The following is a 13514-nucleotide window of genomic DNA, read 5'->3' as shown; positions in this document are numbered from 1 at the left end:
GCATCGATCGCGCTGGTTCATGGCGAAGCAAGTCGCCATTTGATGGGCGCAATGACCGATTCACTCCAAAGCTCCTCCAGATGACCAGAATATTCGGCGACATCGGCGATTTCGACCCGCAATCGGTCCCTCATTTCCCGTGGACCGCAGACGCGAAAGGGAACTTGCCGAGATCAATCAAGAATCGCAGGTTCGAACGGTGTGTGGCCGTCAACCCCTGCCCAATGCGGTATTTCAAGAGTGGCCTTCCGACCGGGTGCGGTCTGTACGCGCGGCCACTGATTCAATCCGTGGTCGTTGCCTCGGGGGGCGATTCATTCGCACAGGTTCAAGGGTGAAGACTGCAAGCGAGAACGGCCGCAGGGGAGGCATGGCCCCGCGGCTGTAGGAATTGTCGTGGAGGCGCGCTGTGGCGGTCGTCCGGCGATGCCGGTTCTGCAAACGGGAGCAATGGCGAAGGTTGGCGACCCGTTCTCGACCCTCGCAACGAAGGACGGGAAAACTCTGCATGATGGCGGGGCCGGCTACCGACGTTTGCTAGACCCGACGGACCATGCCGGCATGTCAGGGTGTCGCCTGGCCGGTTAGTCCCCGGCGTCGTCTTCGTCGGCTTGGCGTGCCTCCAGTCTCTCGGCGGCGGTTTGCGCAGCGGTGGTACCCGGATAGTAGTCGCGCACGTACTCGATTCGTGCGCGGGCCTCGTCTGCGTGCCCGGCCGCGGCGGATCGGTCAGCGATCTCCAGTTCGATGCTGGCCAGGTTCTCGCGCATACGGGCCAGGCGTGGGGCAATGGACTCCGCGTACTCCGACATGGGGTAGTCGTTGAGGAAGGCGGCCAGTTGGAGGAAGACCTGGCGGCCCTGTTCGCTGCGTTGCTTCGGCGGCGCGGACGTGGCCCGGTTCCAAGTTCCCAGATGCGCCAGGGCACCGAGATACGCGGCGTAGTCGATATCCGGATGATCCGGGTTCTCCTGGCGGATGGTATCGGTGAGGTTGCGGGTGCGCGCGAATTCCCCGCGCTGCAGGCATACCCGGGCGACCGACAGGCGGACGTCAACCGAGGCGGGTGCGTCGGCAGAATCCAGCGCACTGTAAGCCGCACGGCAGTCCCCGCGTTCCAGGGCATAGCGGATATCCTCTGGCGGGGGCTCGGACCCGTTTGGCGGGGTGGTGGCACAACCCGCCAGCATCAGGCCGAACAGTGCGCTGGCGGTCAGCGCGGCGGTCGGGGTCGCAAGCCGGAACCGGCGGGGCGTTATCGGGTTTGGTTCGGGTGTCACGGGGCTGATCCTGCGGTCCATAGATACCGTCCCTGGTCGTCACGGCGGAGATTGTTTTCGAGTAGGCGCTGGATGCTGGCATCGGCGTGGGCGCGCGGGTCCAGCAAAACCCGTGCATCCATGCCCGGGGGATCCGTGCGCAGGTCCAGGCGAATCGTGCCGGTGATGCCCAGTTCGGCATCTGGCGAGGCATCCAGATCGATCCCCAGGCGCTGGTCCTCTTCGCGCAGGGTCGCGCGTTGCTCGCCCAGGGGCAAGGGGCGGGGGAGGCCCGCGGCCGCTTCCTGCCAGTTGACCCGCCCCGAGGCGTGTTCCACCGTTCCGTCCCGATGGACCCGGAGGTGCAGGCCGCTGGTCTGCAACCGGCCGTCCAGAACGAGGGGGATGCCCGTCTCCCACTGATGCAGGGCGGCCGCGGGCAGGGTCCCTTCGAGCCCGGAGAGCTGCACGCTGTCGAGGCCGAGCCGCAGGCCCCCACGGAGATCGCCGCCGCCGGGCGGGGCCCAGTGGATGTCGGCGCCCAGCCCCCCGCGCAGAAGCTCGCCGGGTCGTACATTCCAGTGCAGTCGGCCCATCGGCCCCACCGGTGATTGAACCCCCTCGACGCTACCCTGCCAGAGCGATCCGTGCACCCGTTCCCAGGTGATCGTGTCCGGCAAGCCGGCCCACCGCTCGGCACCCGCCAGCGCGACGGAGGCGGGCGCGCGCACGACCAGCGCAAGCACCAGGGCGAGAACAAAAAATGCCCCCAGCGAGAACCATGCAGGGCGATCCCGGAGCCGTTCATCGACGCGGTTGTCGGGGGTGACGGTCACGCTACGACTCGCGGGTCAGAAAGAGTTCGGCATTGATGCGCCCCGGTTCGACGACGCGTTCCAGCAAGATGCGTCCGGGCACGACGCCGTCTTCTTGTTCCAGTTCGCCGAGCCAGCGCATCAGGTCGCTGTAGGGCGCCCCCTCGAGGTGCAGGGTCACGCCGGTATCGCCAGGGCGCGCGCGTGCCAGGTACTCGCCGAGACCGAAGGCCCGCGCGGAGGCATCCACGTGGGCGATCAGCGAACGGCCTTCAAGGTTCGGGCGCTGATTGTCCTGTGTCGGTTCGCGGCTGCGGGCGGCCGCGACCTCGGGGGCGTTGGCCTGCATCCAGGCCAGCTCCGCGCGCGCCTCGGCGAGTCGGTCGCGGGACTGTTCGCGGCTTTCCAGCAGGGGCTCGACGACGCCCAGAAATACCACCGCGATCAGCAGGACCAAACCACCTGCCAGCAGGATCCGTTGCTCGCGCGTCCGCAAGTCGTCCCAGTAGGCCTTCATGGTTCCTTCTCGATGGTCATGCGTGCCCGGACACCCTGCTCGCCGGTTTCGGCCGAGACGATCCGCACACGCGCGGACATGGCTTCGCGCAGCGCCTCGCGCAACTGTTCCAGCTCCGCGATTCCGCTGCCCTCCAGTTCGAGTTCAAGGCGATCCGGGTCGCCCCGCAGACGCTGCAGGGTGAGGTCGCGCGGGGCGAGGCCCTCCATGATGCTGGCAAGGGCTTCGCCGAGGGGGTTGTGTACGGTCGGGGTCGACGCGCCTGGCGCGGCTTGCCCTAGCAGGCTCTCGAACTGGCCCACGGGGTCGACCATGCGGGCCTGCGGCAGGGTTTCCTCGAACAGGGCCGTGATGTCCCGTTCGGTTGCCCGGTATTCCCGCTCGACTTGCCAGGCCTCCAGCCACACGGACCCAAGCCAGACTGCCACCAGCACGAGCGCCAGTGCCGCCGGTGCGCGCCATGGTGCGGGAAGGGCGCCGAGTGAGGTCGGGCTTTCGGCGGAGGATGCGAAGTCGAAGGCCAGTGCAGCCCGTACGGCGCGCTGTAGATCGGGTGGCGGCAGGCTCCCCGATTGCACCCCGGCCAGCAGGAGTTCGAGGACGTCGCCGGACCATTCGGGTGGGGGCTGGAGGGGGGCGCGTGGGTCGGATTCGGCGGCCGGATCCACCACATGAACCGCAGCCTGGGGAGACTGCGTTTCGTGGGCGCTGGTGTCACCGGAGGCCGTGGTGGCGGCGGAGCGTTGTTGCAACCACCAGCTGGCAACCTCGCGGGGCATCGCGAGGGGTTCAGCCTCGGGCGAAAGCACGATGCTGCGGTGCGTTCCCGAGAACAGGAAGACCTGATCGCCCGGGTCCAGGCTGCGCAGCAGCGCAAGGTCCGGGATCATGTGCGACACGTGGATTCCATGCTCGCGAAGCCAGTCTTGCCAGCGGTCCAGATCCCGATGCGCGACCACGCCGGCCAGGGTCTCGGTACCGTGGCGAGGGCCGGCAACAATCCGGAGCTGTTCCAGATCCTCGCTGAGGCGGTCTTCCAGCGCGAACGGAAGCGCGCGGCGACGGACGCGGCCCGACTTCCCGGGCACGAACACCCGATGGAGAGGGGCGCGTTCCCCGGGGAGCAGCGCAACCGCATGGTCGTCCGCCGCGAGCAGGGCGCGCAGCTCGTCCGGTGCCGCCTCGCCCTGATCCGCGAGCGCGCCGTTCCTGCGCAGCCGCAGCCAGCGCAGCCGAAGCGGCGTGTCCGCGCCCAGCATCTCGGGTTCTGGCAGCTGGAAGAGGAACCAGTTCATGCGGGGTCCGGTGAGGGAAAAGCGTCTGCAGGCATCCGGTTTTCTTGTTCAGGGTTCGCAGGGAGCGTGTTCGCGAAGAATGGTACGCCCGTTGGGACCATCGAGGGTCGCGCAGTGAAAATAATCCCGTCCGGCGATGCGGACAACCAGTTGCAGACGGAAATAGCGAATGTCGCGGCTCTGTTCGGTCGCCTGACCCAGCGCCGCGGTGGTGACGGGGTCCGGGGCGCGTTCCATGTCGATGGCGTTGTCCGTGCCCGGCCGTGCCACGACCCAGGGTGCCAGTGCCTGCCAGAGGTCCGGATCGAACCCGTGTACCTGAAGCAACTCCGACGCGAGGCGCATCGGGCGGTTGCCGCTGAGCCGGGGCGGTTCCAGACCGCGGTATACCGGGTCGTCCGTTTCCGGGTTCATCCAGTCATGTACGGCGACCGCCAGGCGTTGGGCGTTACCCGACTGACCCTCGGTTGCCGCGAGGGCGTGCTCGATCAGGCCGGCGAAGGCCTCAAGGGGCGGGTCATCGGCGCGCCCGAGGCTGTTGAGGTTGAAGCGGCAGTGAAGGTTCTCCAGGCGGGCGCGCACGCCGACACCCTCGACCTCCAGTGGCAATGTGGGAGACGCGCAGCCCTCCCAGGGAAGATCGTCGTAATTGGGCAGCCTCTCCAGCATGTGCAGGGCGACGGTTTCGGCCCCCTGGGTCAGGTGCCGCGCCCGATCCTGGTCCTGGATGGTGGCCGCGCGGAACACCTGCTGACTGTCGCGCATGGTCATGGTGACCGCCGTCACGCTGGCGATCGCGACCACCAGCAGGGCCGTGATCAGCGCGGCACCTGAATTCCTGTCCTTCACTGGGCCCCCGGCAGGGCAATGCGGCGCTCGACGGGTCCGAGTCCCGGAACGACCAGGCGGACGATCACCTGCGCCGGTCGGCGGTCGCCGCCATCCAGCGGCGGCCAGCTGTCCGTGACCTCCAGGGTGTCGCCATCGACAAAGTCGAAGCGGATCTCCAGTTCATCGCCCGTGTCCCGCGCCATCTGGCCGTTCGCCGTGGACGCTCGCCCGGCGTGTGCATCCCGGCCCAGAAACAGGCGCACCTGCTCGGATTCCGGCAGGGCACCGTCCAACACCGGCCAGGTAACCCGTTCCAGCCCCCGTTCACTGACTCTCCAGGCGACCCGCGCCAGGCGGCCGTGTTCCCCGCTTCCCGCGCGTACCAGCTCCAGTTGCCGCGGGTCCGTGACCGGGCTGTAGCGCAGGGCGGGGAGGCGGTCGCCGTAGCCGTCGCGGGGGTGCAGCTCAATGCTGTGGCGCAGGTCGCGTTCCAGCACGGCCAGTGTGACCTGCAGCTCCGCCAGGCGCTGGCTCTGTGCTTGCGTGGCATGGTCCGCCATCAGCACGGCACGCAGTCCACCAATGGCCAGCACGCCAACGGTGGCGAACACGGCCACGGCCACGAGCAGCTCCAGCAAGGTAAAACCGCGGGAGGCGCCCGATGCACATGACCGCTGTGCCGGAACGTCAGGGCAATGCATAGCTGGTCGCCTGGGCGAGGGGATGGTCGGGGTCGCCATCCAGCGGCCACACCCGGACCTCGATACGGCGCACCGCCGGCAGCTCCAGCGGGGCGTCGATGATCGTATCGGTGATCTCGATGCGGGCCTCCCATTCGCGGTCCGCGAGTCTGGACTGGATGCGCTCGGTGCCGACATCGACTCGCCGCAGCCCGGCCTCGTAGTCGGCGAGCAGGTTGCTGGCCACCCATCCGGCCAGCGTACGTTCCTGCAGGTAGGCGGTATTGCGCGCGTGTTCGCTGCCCGCCTTGATGAGAGCCCCGAGGGCGACGCCGAGCACCACCAGGGCAATCAGGACCTCGAGGAGCGTGAATCCGCGCCGTGCGCCGCGTGCCAGCATGGCTAGTTGGGCTGTGCCGGACGGGCCATCAGCAGGTGGCGGGGCTCGCCGCCTACCGGTGGCGGGTGTTCGAAGGCCTGGATGGGTTGACCCCGTTCGGCCCGGAGCACGAGACCGCTTCGCCCGTCGGGGTGTTCCAGCACCAATTCAAAGGGTTCGATGTCGCCGCTATTGCTGATGGCGATGCGGTTATGTTCCGGCCCTTCGTGGAGGCTGCTTCGCCGCCCCTCCACGTAAAGCCGCGGTTGCAGCCCGTGTTGCCGAAAGTCCCGCGGCCCCAGAGGCCCCCGCTCGATCGGTGTCCAGGTGACCCGGGCGTCGTCGATCCACTGGCGCTCCAGGATGACCAGCCCCTCGGTACCAATGCCGATGGACAGCGCCTGGCCGGTCAAGAGGGTGTGTTCCCGGGCGAGTTCGATCTGGCCCGCCAGTTGGCGGGCGGTCTGTTCGAGGCTCCGGCTGCCCAGCTGGCTCATGGACAGCACGCCGATGCTGGCCACCACGCCGATCACGAACATCACGACCAGCAGTTCGATCAGGGTAAAGCCGGTGGGGCGTGTGCGGCGGGTCGCCATTGGCGTCCTCAGAACTCGTCCATGTTCCAGTTGCCGATTTCGCCCTCGATCCCCTCGCCACCGCGGCGTCCGTTGGCGCCATAGCTGAAGACGTCAAAGTCGCCATGTCGCCCGGGGTGCAGGTACTGGTACGGGTTGCCCCAGGGGTCGCTTGGCAGGCGGTCCATGTAGCCGCCCTGGCGGTACTGGGGGGCTTCCGGGCCGCTGCGCGGGCGTTCCACCAGGGCATCCAGTCCCTGGTCGGTGGTCGGGTACCGGAAATTATCCAGCCGGTAGAGATTCAGGGCGCTTTCCAGGGTGCGGATATCCTGCTTGACCTTGGTGATCCGGGCGTCGTCCGGGCGATCCATCACGCGAGGGACCACGATGGCCGCAAGGATGCCGAGGATGACCACCACCACCATGATCTCGATCAGGGTGAAGCCCCGGGCACCGCGGAATCCGGTACGCGCAAGGCAGGCAGAGCGGGGTTCTTGCATGTTCAATTCACCAGCTGGTTGAGTTCGAAGATCGGGAGCAGGATGGCGAGGACGATGGTCAGGACGATGCCGCCCATGGTCAGGATCAGCAAGGGCTCGAACAGCCCCATGCTGATACTGATGCGGGATTCGACCTCCTGTTCCTGGGTCTCGGCGGCCCGTTCCAGCATCTCGGTGAGCCGTCCGCTGGACTCGCCGCTACGGATCAAGTGTACGGTGATCGGCGGGAAGTATCCCGTCTCTTCCAGGGCCTGACCGATGCTGCGGCCCTCGCGGATTCGCAGCGAGGCATCCTCCACCGCGGCGCGCATGGGCCGACTGTCGATGACCTCGGCGCCGGTGCGCAGCGCATCCAGGAGCGATACCCCGCTGGCGGACAGGATGCTGAGGGTGCGTGCAAACCGGGCCGTGTTGAGTCCCCGGACCAGGCGCCCCACGAGCGGGAGGCGCAGGACCAGCCGGTCGAAGCGCATGCGCGGCCCGGGTTTGCGCAGCCAGTGGGCGAGCAGTACCACGAGCACGCCCAGGGCGATCAGCGCGTACAGACCATAGGTTCGCAAAAGGTCACTGGTGCTGATCAGCATGCGGGTCAGTGTCGGCAGCTGCTGGTCCAGGCCCTCGAAGACCTGGACCACTTCGGGTACGACATAGACAACCAGACCCACGGTCACGCCAAGGGCCACCAGGGTCAGGATGACCGGATAGATCAGGGCGAGCATGACCTTTTGCCGCAACGCGTGACGATTCTCGAGGTATTCGGCCAGGCGCTCCAGTACCAGGTGCAGATGCCCGGAGGCCTCGCCGGCCGAGACGGTGCTGCGGTAGATCTCGGGGAACGCGCGCGGAAATGCGCCCAGTGCCTGGGCCAGCGAGTGCCCCTCCATGACCCGGGTACGCACGGCACTGAGGATGTTGCGCACCTTCTGCTTTTCGGACTGGCGTGCGACGGTCGCCAGCCATTCCTCCACCGGCAGGCCGGCGCGCGCAAGGGTGGCCATCTGACGTGTCGCGAGCGCGAGGTCGAGGGCGCCGATGCCGCCGGCCCCGCCGCGTCCCGAGTGGGTCCGGGTGCCCCGGGTGGCGGCCGAGGATTCGCCGATTTCGAGCAGATCCAGTGGGGTCAGGCCTTCGCTGCGCAACTGGGACCGGACGCTGCGGGCGGTATCCCCCTCGGTCACGCCCTTGTGCGTTCGGCCGGCTGCGTCCAGCGCCTGGTATTCGAAGGCGGGCATGGCCCTAGCCCGCCTCGGTGACGCGCAGCATTTCCTCGAGGCTGGTCGTGCCGTCGAGCACGCGCCGGCAGGCATCCGCGCGAAGACTCACGCTGTTCTCGCGCGCGGCCTGCACCATGGCCTGTTCACTCGCATTGTCATGAATGAGCGTGCGCAGGCGTTCGTTCACCTCCACCAGTTCATAGATGCCGGTCCGGCCGCGATAGCCGAGGTTGTTGCAGCTCGGGCAACCGTGCGCCCGGTAGAGGGTGGGAGGCGAGGTGGGGGCTGCGCCCAGCAGCTCGCACTCCCGTGACGATGCCGGGTGAGGTTCGCGGCAATCCTTGCACAGGACCCGTACCAGCCGCTGGGCGAGAATCCCGTTCAGGGTCGAGGAGAGCAGGAAGGGCTCCACGCCCATGTCCCGCAGGCGGGTGATGGCCCCGATCGCGGAATTGGTGTGCAGGGTGGAAAACACCAGGTGACCGGTCAGGCTCGCCTGCACCGCGATCTGGACGGTATCGACATCGCGGATCTCGCCGACCATCACGACATCCGGGTCCTGGCGCAGGATGGCGCGCAGCCCGCGCGCAAAGGTCATGTCGATACGGCTGTTGATCTGGGTCTGCCCGATCCCGTCGAGGTAGTACTCGATCGGGTCCTCGACGGTCAGGATATTGCGGCTGCGGTCATTGAGCCGGGTCAGCGCCGCGTACAACGTCGTCGTCTTGCCCGACCCGGTCGGGCCGGTGACCAGCACGATCCCGTGCGGTCGCGTGACAATCCGTTCGAGGGTGTCACGGGTATCCGGATCCATACCCAGGTGGGTGAGGTCGAGGCGGCCGGCCTGCTTGTCCAGCAGGCGCATCACCACGCGTTCTCCGTGGCCCGAGGGCAGGGTGGAGACGCGCACGTCCACCGCGCGCCCGGCGACCCTGAGGGAGATGCGTCCGTCCTGTGGCAGTCGCTTCTCCGCGATGTCCAGCCGTGCCATCACCTTGATGCGCGAGACGATAAGCGATGCAAGCCCCGCGGGCGGGGTCAGAACCTCGCGCAGGACGCCATCCACGCGCAGCCGGACGGCCAGGCGGCTCTCGAAGGGCTCGATGTGGATGTCCGACGCGTTTTCCCGTACTGCCTCCGTCAAAAGCGCATTGATGAGCCGGATAATTGGGGCATCGTCTTCGGCCTCCAGGAGATCCTGCGGCTCGGCGAGGGATTCCGCCACGCTGGACAGGTCGAGGTTGCCATCGAGCTCCTCCATCGATTGCATGGCCCGCGAGCTGGAGGATTCGTAGCGCTCGCGCAGACGCTGCTCGAAGGTCTTGTCATCGACGGTTTCCAGGTTCAGCGGCTCGGGGCTGCGCCGGCGAAGTTCCAGGAGCCCTTGCGGATCGGCGTCGTGGCGCAGGAAGATCTGGCGTTGGCCCTCGACCAGATCCCCGGGCACGGCGCCAACCCGGCGGGCGAAGGTGTAGCTCACCGCGAACGTACCGGCCACCGGCGTCCCGGGCGTGTTCGGGACGTCCGGCACGTGTTCCCGGGTCGCCCCCGCGCTAATGGCCTGGGTGCCCTCGGCCATTCAGTCGCGCTTGCCATGGACATCTTCGAAGCTGGGCGGGAGCTGGGTCAGGCGCTCCCATTCCGGCAGGACCGGGCTGGCGCGCTGCTGGGTGCGCGCCTGCTCGCGCAGCTGCTCGCCGCGGATGAAGCTGTACTTCTCGCTGGTCAGCTCGGCGCCACGGGCGCTGTCCCGGACGATACGTGGATGCAGGAACACCATCAGGTTCCGCTTCTCGGTCTGGTTGCGATCCGCCCGGAAGAGTCTTCCAAGCCCGGGGATGCTTCCCAGGCCGGGGACGCGTGCCTCGCTGTCGGTTTGCTGTTCTTCAATCAGCCCGCCGAGTACCAGCATGTCGCCGTCATCGATCAGGACGTGGGTCTTCAGTGTTCGGGTGTTGGTAATGAGGTCGGCGGCGTCGGAAGTACCCGGCGCCAGCTGCGACACCTCTTGTTCGATCTCCAGGCGTACGGCATTGCCCTGGTTGATCTGAGGCCGCACGCGAAGCTTCACCCCGACATCCTCGCGACGGATCGTGTCGAAGGCCTGGCCCGAATCCTCGATCGAGCGCCCGACGATGAACGGCACGTTCTGGCCCACCACGATCTCGGCTTCCTCGTTGTCCAGCGTCAGAAGACTGGGGGTGGACAGGATGTTGCTGGAGGTGTCGCGTTGCAGCATGTTGACCAGTGCCGCGATCCGCGTGCTTCCGGTCGACCCCACGCCCCCGACGGTCAGGCCGTCCCCGATGTCCGGGGGAGAGGACACGCTCCCGTCCAGGAATCCTTCCACGCCCGCCGCGAGTTCGAGGATCCCGCGTGACCCGGGGCCGGAAAAGTTGAGGACCCCGGCACCGCTGTTCCCGATCGCGCCCCACTGCACGCCGAGATCCCGCACGCGATCCGACGAGACCTCCGCGATGACAGCCTCCACCAGGACCTGTGCGCGTCGGATATCGAGTTGTTCCACGATGATGTCGAAATCGCGGATGAAGTCGGAAGGCCCGTAGGTCACCACGGCGTTTGTGGCCTCGTGTGCCTCGATATGGATCCCGCTTCCGCCCCGCGCGTCGGGGTCGACATCCGGACTTTTCTCGGCGATGTTGCGCAGCAGTTCGGCCACCTCTTCGGCACGTGCATACTTCAGGTAGTGCACGCGCGCGTTCCCTTCTTCCATCTCGCGATCAAGCTGGGCAATGAGCCCGCGCAGGCGCAAGCGAGACTCCTCGCGCCCGGAGAGGATGATGGCGTTGCTGCGACGATCCGCCAGGACCTGGGGTGTGGCGAGCTCTCCCGTGCCCTCTCGCGCCAGGATCTGCAGCTGCTCGGCGAGTTCCCCGGCACGGGCGTGCCGCAGCTCGATGACCTCGAAGTCGTCGGCGAATGGCAGGTCCATGCGTTCCACGAGGGCGCGGATGCGATGCACGTTGCTGCGCGTATCCGAAATCAGCAGCGTATTGGGCTCGGTCGCCGCCGCGAGATGACCCCCTTGCGGGATCAGCGGGCGAAGGACCGGAACGAGCTGGGCGGCGGACACATGTCGCAACGCGATCACGTGGGTGACGATGCTCCCGCCCCGCACGGCGGCGTCCGGTTCTGCCTCGATGTCGAGGATCGTGGGAGCATCTAATTTGGCCTGGGCGTCGGGCACGATGCGGGTGGACGATTCGCCCGGAATGGCCGCGAATCCGTGGATCTTGAGGATGTCGTGGAACAGATCCATCAGCTCGTCCCGGGGTACGGGGCGGCTGGAAACGACCGTGATGTTGCCGCGCACCCGTGGGTCCACGATGAAATTGGTCCCGGTTTCCTCCGACACAAGATCGATCAGGTTGCTGATGTTGGTGTCGCGAAGATTGAGCGTCAGCTCATCCGCCGCGACGGACCCCGCTGCGCAGAACAGGGACAATGCGAGGGCAAAAAGGCGGAGTCGGAGGCTCATTCGGTTAACTCGATGGTCAGCGGCAGGGTCTGCCCGTCACGTTCTATGGTGATGTTCACCCGGTCGGTGTTGCCGAGTCCAGCGAGGATCTGCTCGGGGTCTTCGATGTCGCGAATCTGCTGGCCCTGCACCGAGGTGATGATGTCGCCTTCCTGAAGACCGGCGCGCTCGAATTCACGCTCGTTGCGCGTCGGGGTGACTCGAATCCCCAGCAGGGCACCATCCCGCAGTACGGGCTGGGCGCGCAGCGAATTCATGGCGCGCTGCGGGTCCTCGAGCCAGCGGGATCGGCTGATGTTGGCCGTGATCGGCGCGGGGGAGGCAGCGGTTTGTGACGACCGCTGATCGGTATCGGAGCGGCTGCCATCGACTCGCAGTTCGTCGCCCCGCGGGAGTCGCAGTGTCTCCAGTCGACCTTCGCGCTCCAGGATGACCCGGTCCGCGTGTACCTGGTGCAGCGTCGCCAGCTGGTTCCCGATGGTGTCGCCTACATGGTAGAGCTCGACATTGGCCCCCCCTGCGGAAATGATCGCGCTGCCGTTGCCCTGGCCGGTCGCCAGAACGCCGAGGAGCTCCAGACTCAGGCGGGTCTCCGGCGCGTTCTCGACGGCCTGTGGGGCGGCTTCCCGAGAGGTGCCGAAGGGGGAGAATACGGCACTTCGCGTATAGCCGGACCGCGGAGGGGCATCCGCTTCGGCAGACGGGTCGGGGCGACTGGCGGGTGCCCGTTCCGCGTGGACCGTCGTGCCGGAGGGGTATGTATACCCCGGAACGGCGATCGACCAGACCAGACCCGCGATCAGCCATGCCGTTACCGCCAGTAGCCCGGCACTGAGGATCCAGGGCAGGGGCAACGGTAAAAGTCGGGGCGAAGGTGGCATCGTCAATGGCGTTCGCGGGTTGTCTGCGTGTCTGGCCCCGGCGAGTCTCGCTGGGTCGAGTCGGATCGAGCCTCGCAAGGGGCCCCAGGGAAAACGGTGCCCTGGGAAACCCGGATTAATCGACACGCTCGCGTTGGGTGCCCCAGGTTCCTCGATCCTGCGTGGCTCAGCATGACGCGTTCGCCGAGCAGGGTCGAGTGCTGAGCCATGCGGCGTACGCTTTCCGGAGATTTCCCGCGCGCGGAGGCGCGAAGGTGTCGTGTCTCGCTATTACCAAGCCGATTTCTCCTGGTGGAGCCGACGTGGTTGATGTCGCCCGTGCTATCGGACCCGCCATCGCGTCCAGGAACAGAGGCTACGCCTGGTCTGGAAGTGGACGTCCGTCGTGACGACCCAGCGGGATGAGGTCCCGCCGGTGGAGGGGAGCTACCCGGACCGGCAGCTCCAGCCATCACGTTCGAACGCGGCCTGGTTGGCGGACATCACCGACGACATCAGCTTCTTCCGTAAGGAGTACCGCCACCGCCGCCGAAAATGGCTTCGGGGGAATGCCGCAAGGACCTTTACGGGCAAGCTGGGATGGCCTTGGTCCCACTGTAGAGTTCGACATCCTTGAATCTGGGCTCGGAATCCTCAAGCGTTAAGGAAACACTGATTTAATCCGCCGTGGGTCCCGCCCGCCTGGCGGGTTTGGGATAATGGCGCCAGGTTTCCTGCCCGAGGTGATGGCCGATGTCCCAGCGCAGCCTCCGTATCGTCAACAAAAGTATCTTCGCCGTCGGTCAAGGCGATGACGGCCTTCCTGTCGTTGGTGCCGCCTTCCGTTCCGAATCGCTCGATGGCTTCCTCGGTCGCGGCGTAGAACGCGGTATCTCTGTCGAGGCCGGGTGACGCTTCGATTGCGGCCTTCAGTATGTCCTTGTCGGAAGTGAATTCGGTCGTCATGAACTCGACGTCGTCGGCGTACTTGATGATGTCGACTTCCCCGGATTAGGTCCACGCATAACTAGAGGTTTCCGGGGTGTGTAACTGCCGGTATTCGACCGGCGTCAGGTCCCCCAGCGCGTCG

Annotated in this window: 14 protein-coding genes; all 14 read right to left on the bottom strand. The window is 66.8% G+C overall.

Annotated features, from left to right (window positions below):
* Positions 1–584 precede the first annotated feature (584 nt).
* Positions 585–1280 carry an outer membrane protein assembly factor BamD gene (locus tag F618_RS0106360; protein WP_019568079.1) on the bottom strand — a complete coding sequence of 232 codons (696 nt, stop codon included), beginning with the start codon at positions 1278–1280 and terminating at the stop codon, positions 585–587.
* Positions 1277–2095, bottom strand: coding sequence for a type II secretion system protein N (gspN, locus tag F618_RS0106355; protein WP_019568078.1), 819 nt, complete (start codon positions 2093–2095; stop codon positions 1277–1279). Before gspN ends, F618_RS0106360 begins: the two co-directional genes overlap by 4 nt.
* 1 nt (position 2096) lies before the next feature.
* Complete coding sequence (gene gspM, locus F618_RS0106350) at positions 2097–2591, bottom strand: type II secretion system protein GspM (RefSeq protein ID WP_019568077.1); 495 nt, start codon at positions 2589–2591, stop codon at positions 2097–2099.
* Entirely contained in the window at positions 2588–3886 is a 1299-nt protein-coding gene (gene gspL / locus F618_RS0106345; protein ID WP_019568076.1) for a type II secretion system protein GspL, read from the bottom strand. The genes gspM and gspL overlap by 4 nt, the downstream gene beginning before the upstream one ends.
* A gap of 48 nt (positions 3887–3934) precedes the next feature.
* Entirely contained in the window at positions 3935–4735 is an 801-nt protein-coding gene (locus tag F618_RS0106340) for a general secretion pathway protein GspK (RefSeq protein WP_019568075.1), read from the bottom strand.
* The gene (gene gspJ, locus F618_RS0106335) at positions 4732–5418 is read right to left on the bottom strand and encodes a type II secretion system minor pseudopilin GspJ (protein ID WP_026331172.1); all 687 of its coding nucleotides are present in this window, start codon (positions 5416–5418) and stop codon (positions 4732–4734) included. Before gspJ ends, F618_RS0106340 begins: the two co-directional genes overlap by 4 nt.
* Positions 5405–5797: a type II secretion system minor pseudopilin GspI gene (gspI, locus tag F618_RS0106330; RefSeq protein WP_019568073.1), complete on the bottom strand. Its 393-nt coding sequence runs from the start codon at positions 5795–5797 to the stop codon at positions 5405–5407. Before gspI ends, gspJ begins: the two co-directional genes overlap by 14 nt.
* 2 nt (positions 5798–5799) lie before the next feature.
* Entirely contained in the window at positions 5800–6372 is a 573-nt protein-coding gene (locus F618_RS0106325) for a prepilin-type N-terminal cleavage/methylation domain-containing protein (RefSeq protein ID WP_019568072.1), read from the bottom strand.
* Between the two features lie 8 nt (positions 6373–6380).
* Positions 6381–6851: a type II secretion system major pseudopilin GspG gene (gspG, locus tag F618_RS0106320; RefSeq protein WP_019568071.1), complete on the bottom strand. Its 471-nt coding sequence runs from the start codon at positions 6849–6851 to the stop codon at positions 6381–6383.
* A gap of 2 nt (positions 6852–6853) precedes the next feature.
* Positions 6854–8083, bottom strand: coding sequence for a type II secretion system inner membrane protein GspF (gene gspF / locus F618_RS0106315; protein ID WP_019568070.1), 1230 nt, complete (start codon positions 8081–8083; stop codon positions 6854–6856).
* Between the two features lie 4 nt (positions 8084–8087).
* Positions 8088–9644: a type II secretion system ATPase GspE gene (gene gspE / locus F618_RS0106310; protein ID WP_019568069.1), complete on the bottom strand. Its 1557-nt coding sequence runs from the start codon at positions 9642–9644 to the stop codon at positions 8088–8090.
* Positions 9645–11564, bottom strand: a complete 1920-nt coding sequence (gene gspD / locus F618_RS0106305; RefSeq protein ID WP_026331171.1) for a type II secretion system secretin GspD — start codon at positions 11562–11564, stop codon at positions 9645–9647.
* Positions 11561–12445 (bottom strand): type II secretion system protein GspC, encoded by an 885-nt coding sequence (gene gspC, locus F618_RS0106300; RefSeq protein WP_026331170.1) that lies wholly within the window; start codon positions 12443–12445, stop codon positions 11561–11563. Before gspC ends, gspD begins: the two co-directional genes overlap by 4 nt.
* Before the next feature lie 633 nt (positions 12446–13078).
* Positions 13079–13390: a hypothetical protein gene (locus F618_RS15440; RefSeq protein WP_231362667.1), complete on the bottom strand. Its 312-nt coding sequence runs from the start codon at positions 13388–13390 to the stop codon at positions 13079–13081.
* Between the last annotated feature and the right edge of the window lie 124 nt (positions 13391–13514).

Source organism: Thioalkalivibrio sp. ALMg13-2 (assembly GCF_000381185.1).
Taxonomy (GTDB): Bacteria; Pseudomonadota; Gammaproteobacteria; order Ectothiorhodospirales; family Ectothiorhodospiraceae; genus Thioalkalivibrio; species Thioalkalivibrio versutus.
Note: the sequence above shows the minus strand (reverse complement) of the source record. Positions and strands in the feature narration are given on the sequence as shown.